Raw genomic sequence first — 6892 nt, 5'->3', positions numbered from 1 at the left:
GTTCCTGACCTGACGCGCCGCCCTGACCTGCCGGGACGCGGCGATACGACGGGCGCGTCCGGTCCCGACGCGAACACGCGTCCCGGCACACATTCCGGTCAGGTGTGCTTGTCACCGGAGTGACAAAGCCGGACGGCGGTAATGTGCGTCGGGAGTGATGCCCCCTCCGGCTACCATCCGGTAGCTTTCACGCTGCACGATCTTTGCCGCCACCGAAACGCGCCCGCCGGGACACCGGCGATCCGCCGGGCGGCACGCACGCCCGCCGGCGGCGTACCGGCCCCCGCGGGCGCCGTCCGGCCCATCCCCCCGGGAGTTGGTTCCATGGCACTGGGCTCGCTGCTTCCCGAACTCGCGCCCGGCGGCTCCGGCCGGGTCCCGCTGGTGCAGCGGGTGGCGCGGTGGGCGCGGGAGAAGCCGGACGCCCCGGCCTGGACGTTCGTGGAGTACGCGGCCGACCCGGCCGGCACCAGGACGACGTTGGACTGGGCGGAGACCGACCGGCGGGCGCGCGCGATGGCGACCCGGCTGCGCCGGGCGGCGGAGCCGGGGGACCGGGCCGCGCTGCTGCTGCCGCAGACGCTCGACTACATGATGGCGATGCTCGGCGCGATGTACGCGCACGTCGTGGCCGTCCCCCTGTTCTCGCCGGACCTGCCCGGCTACGCCGACCGGCTGGTCGGCGCGTACACCGACTCCGAGCCCGCCGTCGTGGTCACCTCGCGCGGCGCGCTGCCGCACGTGGAGAAGTTCCTCGCCGACCACGACGTGCCGCGGCCGCGGGAGATCGTGATCACCGAGGACGTGGACGTGTCCCTGGCGGAGGAGTGGGCGGACGAGCCGATCGGCTTCGACGACCTGGCCTACCTGCAGTACACCTCCGGCTCGACCCGCCGTCCGGCCGGAGTGGAGATCACGCACGGGAACGTCACCGCGAACGCGAGCCAGCTGTGGGCGGGCTGGGCGCCCGAGCGGCCGGACCCGGAGCTGGTCAGCTGGCTGCCGCTGTTCCACGACATGGGCCTGATCGCGACGATGGCGCTGCCGCTGGTGAACGGCGACCACGCGATCTACACCGAGCCGATGGCGTTCGTCATGAACCCGATGCGGTGGATGCGGCTGATCGCCGAGCGGCCGAACAAGAACGTCTACACGGCCGCGCCGAACTTCGCCTACGAGTACGTCGTCGAGCACGCGACGCCGCAGAAGCTGGCCGGCCTGGACCTGTCCGGGCTGGTCACGTGCCTGAACGGGGCCGAGCCGATCCGTCCGGCGACGCTGCGGGCGTTCGCGGACAAGCTCGCGCCCGCCGGGCTGCGGGCGGGCGCGCAGGCCCCCGGCTACGGGCTCGCGGAGGCGACGGTGTTCGTGTCGGCGGCGGCCGAGGACGCCCCGCCCAAGGTGATCACCGTGGACCGGGAGGCGCTCACGCGGGGCCGCGCGGTCCTGGTGGCGGACGACGCGCCGAACGCCAACCCGCTGGTCTGCTGCGGGCGCCCGGTCGGCCAGATCGTCGCGATCGTGGACCCGGAGACCCGGCTGGAGCAGCCGGACGGCGTGGTCGGCGAGATCTGGGTGCACGGCCCGAACACCGCGCCCGGCTACTGGCGCAACTCCGAGCGCAGCCAGGAGGTCTTCGGCGGGCGGCTCGCCGAGCCCGGCGACCTGCCCGCCGGGCCCTGGACGCGGACCGGCGACTTCGGCATCGCGCACGAGGGCGGCCTGTACGTCACGGGCCGCATCAAGGACCTCGTCATCGTGGACGGCCGCAACCACTACCCGCAGGACATCGAGCTCACGACGGAGGAGGCGCACCCGGCGGTCCGCGCCGACCACGTCGCCGCGTTCGCCGTGCCGGGCGAGGAGACCGAGCTGCTGGTGGTCGTCGCCGAGCGGAACCGGCGGGTGCCGCTCGCGCGGCTCGACCTCGCCGAGGTGGAGAACGCGGTGCGCGGCGCGGTCAACGTCGAGCACGAGATGAGCGTCCATGAGTTCGTGCTGATCGAGCCGGGTGGCGTGTCGCGCACCTCGTCCGGCAAGATCGCCCGGGCCGCCACCCGGCAGCGGTACCTCGCCGGGGAGCTCCCCACCACCGGGGCGAAGCTGGCCCGGCTGGCCGCCCGGACGGCGGCGCACGGATAACCTCCCCGAACCGGGGGCGGCTCCCCGCGGCGGGGACCGGCTCCCGGAACCCGGGACGGAAGCGAACGACATCGGGAGGATCATGCTCGGCGGGCTGGGCCGTCTCATCCAACGGCAGCGCTGGACCAGCCTCGTCCTGATCCTGCTGATCACCACGTTCGCCGCGCTCTGGGGCGCGGGCGTGCTGACCAAGTTCAAGCAGGGCGGGTTCGAGGACCCCAAGGCGTCCTCGACGACGGTCGCCAAGCTGGGCGCGACCTACTTCGGCAGCACCAACCCGGACGTGCTCGTCCTGTACAAGAGCGACACGATGACCGTGGACGACCCGCGCTACCAGGCGGCGGTCGTCTCGACGGTCGCGCGGCTGCCCAGGGCGCACGTCGGCCAGATCATCTCGTACTGGTCGTTCGCGAAGAAGGCCGACGCCGACAACCTCGCCTCGCGGGACCGGCGCCAGACGATCGTCACGCTGAAGATGGCCGGGACGAGCGACACCGAGCGCAACGAGAGCTACCTGGCGGTCAAGGACCACCTGAAGGCGCCCGGCCTGGACACCCGGCTGGGCGGCGCGTACCCGCTCGGCACCGAGTTCGGCACGCAGGTCGTCACCGACATCGTGCGCGCCGAGACCATCACCGCGGTCCCGCTGTTCCTGCTGCTGGTGATGCTGTTCGGCGCGCTGACCGCGTCGCTGCTGCCGATGGTGGTGGCGGTGTTCTCGATCCTCGGCGGGCTCGCGATCCTGCACGTGGTGACCTACGTCGCCGACGTCACCTCGATGGCGCTGGAAGTCGTCACGATGATGGGCGTCGGCCTCGCGATCGACTACTCGCTGTTCGTCGTGAGCCGGTTCCGCGAGGAGCTGGAGCACGGCCAGCGGGCGGCGGGACTGCCGCCCGGCAAGCCGTGGAGGCAGGGCGCGGACCGGTCCGCGCGGAAGGCCGCGAAGGCCGCGTACCGGGCGCTGCCGCGGGACGAGCGGCGCGCCGTCCGCACGGAGTACAGGCGGGCGCTCGGGCCGGTCGTGCGGGCCGCGCTCGGCCGCACCCTCGCCACCGCCGGCCGGACGATCATGGTGTCCGGCGTGACGGTCTCCGCCGCGCTCGGCGGCCTGCTGCTGTTCCCGCAGATGTTCCTGCGCACGATCGGCCTCGCCGGGATCGCGACCGTGCTGGTCGCGGTGTTCGGCGCGACCGTCCTGCTGCCGACGATGCTCGCGCTGCTCGGCCCGAGGGTCGAGTTCGGCCGGATGCCGTGGCGGCGGGCGGGCGCGCGCCGCGACCCCGACGGCGGCTTCTGGTTCCGGCTCGGCAACAGCGTCATGAAGCGGCCGCTGCCGTACTTCGCGGCCGTCGTGGTGATCCTCGGCGTGATGTTCGGGCCGTTCCTGCACGTCCAGTTCGGGGGCGTGGACGCGCGGGTGCTGCCGAAGGACAGCCCGTCGCGCGGGGTGCTGCAGACCGTCCAGAGCCAGTTCCCGAACCAGACGGCCGAGCCGATCGACGTCGTCCTGTCCGGCGACCTGGTGCCCCGGCACTGGGCGCCGTCGAAGAAGGGCGACAACATCCCGCCCTTCCTGGAGGCGTTCCGGAAGCGGCTGGCCGCGATGCCGGGCGTGACGGACGCCAAGTTCACCGGCTACGCGGGCGACTACCCCGGCGTCCGGATCTCGGTCACGCACCGGTACGCGCCGCTGGACCAGCACGCCCAGGACCTGGTGAAGGACATCCGGCGCCTGTCGGTCTCCAAGGACGGCGTCCCGATGCACGTGGACGTCGGCGGCAGCACCGCGGGCCAGATGGACCTGATGTCCAGCCTGCTGCGCACGCTGCCGAAGATGGCGCTGTTCGTCGGCGTCGCGACGTTCGTCCTGCTGTTCCTGTTCTTCGGCTCGGTCGTGCTGCCGCTGAAGGCGATCGTGATGAACGTGCTGTCCATCGGGGCGTCGTTCGGCGTGATCGTCTGGGGCTTCCAGTACGGCCACCTGGCGGGCGTGCTGGACTTCACCCCGACGGGCAGCGTCGAGGCCACCTCGATGATCCTCATCCTGTCGGTCGTGTTCGGCCTGTCGATGGACTACGAGGTCTTCCTGCTCTCCCGGATCCGCGAGGAGTGGGACCGCAGCCACGACAACCGGGCCGCCGTCGCGCGCGGCATGCAGCACACCGGCTCGATCATCACCAGCGCCGCGCTGCTGTTCCTCGTCGTCATCGCCGGGTTCTCGATGGCGGGGATCACCGTGGTCAAGCTGATCGGCGTCGGCATGTTCGTCGCCGTCACGGTGGACGCCGTGCTCGTCCGGTCGCTGCTCGTCCCGGCCACCATGCGGTTCATGGGACGCGCGAACTGGTGGCTGCCCGGCTTCCTGTCCGGCCTGCACGCGGCCCTGGACCTGCGGGAACGCGACGACGCGCCGCCTCCGGCCGGCCCCGCGGCGCGTCCGGCGGCGGCCCCCGCGCCGGCGCCGATCGCCGTGGACTGGAAGAGCACCCCGGCGTCCGAGGGCCAACGCCCGAACCCGTCAGAACCGGTGTCCGGCACCGCCGCCCAAGGCCCCTGGCGGCCGTGGGCGACGGGACGGCCGGACCCGGATACCACCCGTCCCTCCGGCACCAGACGTGAGATAGTGCCCAACCACGATGGTTCGGGCTGGCGCTGGAACACCGTCAAGGAGAACGATGACCCGTAAGCCGCGTCGCGAAGTCTCCCGCACGATGACGAGGGCCGCCGCGGTCGCCGCGGTCGCCGGCGGGCTGCTGACGCCCCTCGGCGCCGCCGGGACCGCCGAGGCCGCGTCCTTCAAGAAGGCCGACGACGGGGCGTCCATCGCCTCGTACAAGTGGCTGAACAAGGGCAAGACCGCCTTCGACATGACCGTCGACTCGCCCGCGCTCGGCGCGAAGCGCAACGTCCGGGTGCTGCTGCCGAAGGGCTGGAAGTACACCTCCCCGAAGGCGTGGCCGGTCGTGTACGCCTTCCACGGCGGCAACGACACCTACGTCTCCTGGACGCGCAGCACCGACATCCAGGCCGTCGCGTCCAAGTGGGGCGTGATGGTGGTGATGCCGGAGGGCTCGAACGGCTCGTACACGAACTGGTTCAACTACGGGAAGGGCGGCCGTCCGCGCTGGGAGGACTTCCACATGAAGGAGGTCCGGCAGCTCGTCGAGCGGAACTACCACGCGGGCGCGTCGCGCGCCGTCATGGGCATCTCGTCGGGCGCGCAGGGCGCGTGCACGTACGCCGGACGGTACCCGGGCACGTTCCGGTTCGCGGGGTGCTTCAGCGGCGTGCTCTCGATGGGCCTGCCCGGCATCCCCGCGCTGCTGCTGTACACGAACATGCGGTCCGGCACCGACCCGAACGCGATCTGGGGCATCCCGCGCGTCCACCAGGCGAACTGGGACGCGCACGACCCGGTGAAGCTGCTGTCCAAGGTGCGCGGGACGAAGTTCTACGTGTCGGTCGGCAACGGCGAGCCCGGCCCGTTCGACGCGCCCGGCACCAAGCCCTGGGACCTCGGCTACCTCAGCGAGAAGGCCATCAACCCGACCGTGCAGGACTTCGTGACCCAGGCGCGGAAGCTGCACGTCCCGATCACCGCGCACATGTACGGGCCGGGCCGCCACTCGTGGCCGTACTGGAAGCGCGAGATGCACACCGCGTGGCCGCAGATCATGCAGTCCATCGGAGCCAAGCCCGTCCGCTGACCTCCCGGCCGGCGGCCGCCGCCCGTCCGTCCGGCGGCCGCCCGGCCCCGGCCTCGGGGGCGCGTTCCGGCACGTCCAGGAAGTAGGGTGGGCGCGACGGCTCGTGAGCGGAGGAGCACGCGGACGCCATGCTTGGGCCCCCGGAAACGCCACTGCCCGGCACCCGGTCGGCGCTGGAGCCCGACCGTGCCATCAAGCCCGGGCGGCACGGTCTCCCGCCGGAGACCGTGGCGGCGATCCAGCGCGACCGGATGATCGACGCGTTCGTCCAGGTCGTCGCCGAGCGCGGCTACGCGGGCGCGACGATCGGCCGCATCACCGAGGCCGCGGGCGTCACCAAGAAGACGTTCTACACGCACTTCACCGAGATCGACGACTGCTTCCTGTCCGCCTACGAGCGCGGCACGGCGATCGTGCTGGACGGCATGGCCGCCGCGTTCGCCGCCGAGCCGACCTGGCCGGACGGCATCCGCGCGGCGCTGCGGGCCGTGCTGTCCATGCTCGCCGACGCGCCGCCGTTCGCGCGCGTGGCGATGGTCGAGGTGAACGCGGCGGGCCCGCGCGTCCGCCGTGCGCGGATCGAGTGCATGGAGCGGTTCCGCGCGTTCTTCGCCGGGCCGGGCGAGGTCGCGGTGCCGACCGTGGTGGCGGACGCCGTGGTCGGCGGCGTCTACAGCTCGATCTACGTGCAGATCGAGAACGGCGAGACGACGCGCCTGCCCGACCTGCTGCCGCAGCTCACCTACTTCGCGCTGATGCCGCTGGTCGGACGCCGGGAGGCGGCCCGCTACATGGAGACCGCGTCGGAGATCGCGAAGTAGCTCAGCGCGAACTCGGCGAGGGCCGGGGCGAGGCCGGGGAGCTCCTGCGTCCGGCCCGCGGCGACGCGGTTGTAGACGGTCCCGTAGATGCCGCCGATGATCGCGTCCCGGACGACGTCCGGGAGCGACCCGGGCCCGGGGCCGCCCAGCATCCCGCGCATCCCGTCGAGGAACCGCAGCCGCTCGCGCTGGACGACCGGTCCGGCGGCGCTCACGTCC

At 72.5% G+C, this 6892-nt stretch carries 4 protein-coding genes and 1 pseudogene; 4 read left to right on the top strand and 1 reads right to left on the bottom strand.

Going from position 1 to position 6892, the window contains the following annotated elements; all coding sequences use genetic code 11:
- Positions 1-324 precede the first annotated feature (324 nt).
- The 4 genes from AB0J52_RS21765 to AB0J52_RS21750 all read left to right on the top strand — a co-directional run bounded on the left by AB0J52_RS21765 (position 325) and on the right by AB0J52_RS21750 (position 6673).
- A complete protein-coding gene (locus AB0J52_RS21765; RefSeq protein WP_500183598.1) occupies positions 325-2142 on the top strand; it encodes a fatty acyl-AMP ligase in 1818 nt (605 codons plus the stop codon).
- Positions 2143-2224: 82 nt separating this feature from the next.
- Positions 2225-4831, top strand: a complete 2607-nt coding sequence (locus AB0J52_RS21760) for an MMPL family transporter (protein WP_500183597.1) — start codon at positions 2225-2227, stop codon at positions 4829-4831.
- Positions 4821-5852 (top strand): alpha/beta hydrolase, encoded by a 1032-nt coding sequence (locus AB0J52_RS21755; RefSeq protein ID WP_500183595.1) that lies wholly within the window; start codon positions 4821-4823, stop codon positions 5850-5852. Before AB0J52_RS21760 ends, AB0J52_RS21755 begins: the two co-directional genes overlap by 11 nt.
- 128 nt (positions 5853-5980) lie before the next feature.
- Entirely contained in the window at positions 5981-6673 is a 693-nt protein-coding gene (locus tag AB0J52_RS21750) for a TetR/AcrR family transcriptional regulator (protein WP_500183593.1), read from the top strand.
- Here the strand turns inward: AB0J52_RS21750 and AB0J52_RS21745 are convergent.
- A pseudogene (locus AB0J52_RS21745) lies at positions 6640-6892 on the bottom strand (hypothetical protein); the annotation flags it as partial. The gene AB0J52_RS21750 and the pseudogene AB0J52_RS21745 overlap by 34 nt on opposite strands.

Origin of the sequence: Spirillospora sp. NPDC049652 (genome assembly GCF_040675125.1) — a bacterium.
In the GTDB taxonomy this organism is placed as follows: domain Bacteria; phylum Actinomycetota; class Actinomycetes; order Streptosporangiales; family Streptosporangiaceae; genus Spirillospora.
Note: the sequence above shows the minus strand (reverse complement) of the source record. Positions and strands in the feature narration are given on the sequence as shown.

Bases quoted from the DNA above. Each gene is read 5' to 3' on its own strand.
- AB0J52_RS21765 (WP_500183598.1), top strand. From the start codon at position 325: ATGGCACTGGGCTCGCTGCTTCCCGAACTCGCGCCCGGCGGCTCCGGC.
- AB0J52_RS21760 (WP_500183597.1), top strand. From the start codon at position 2,225: ATGCTCGGCGGGCTGGGCCGTCTCATCCAACGGCAGCGCTGGACCAGC.
- AB0J52_RS21755 (WP_500183595.1), top strand. From the start codon at position 4,821: ATGACCCGTAAGCCGCGTCGCGAAGTCTCCCGCACGATGACGAGGGCC.
- AB0J52_RS21750 (WP_500183593.1), top strand. From the start codon at position 5,981: ATGCTTGGGCCCCCGGAAACGCCACTGCCCGGCACCCGGTCGGCGCTG.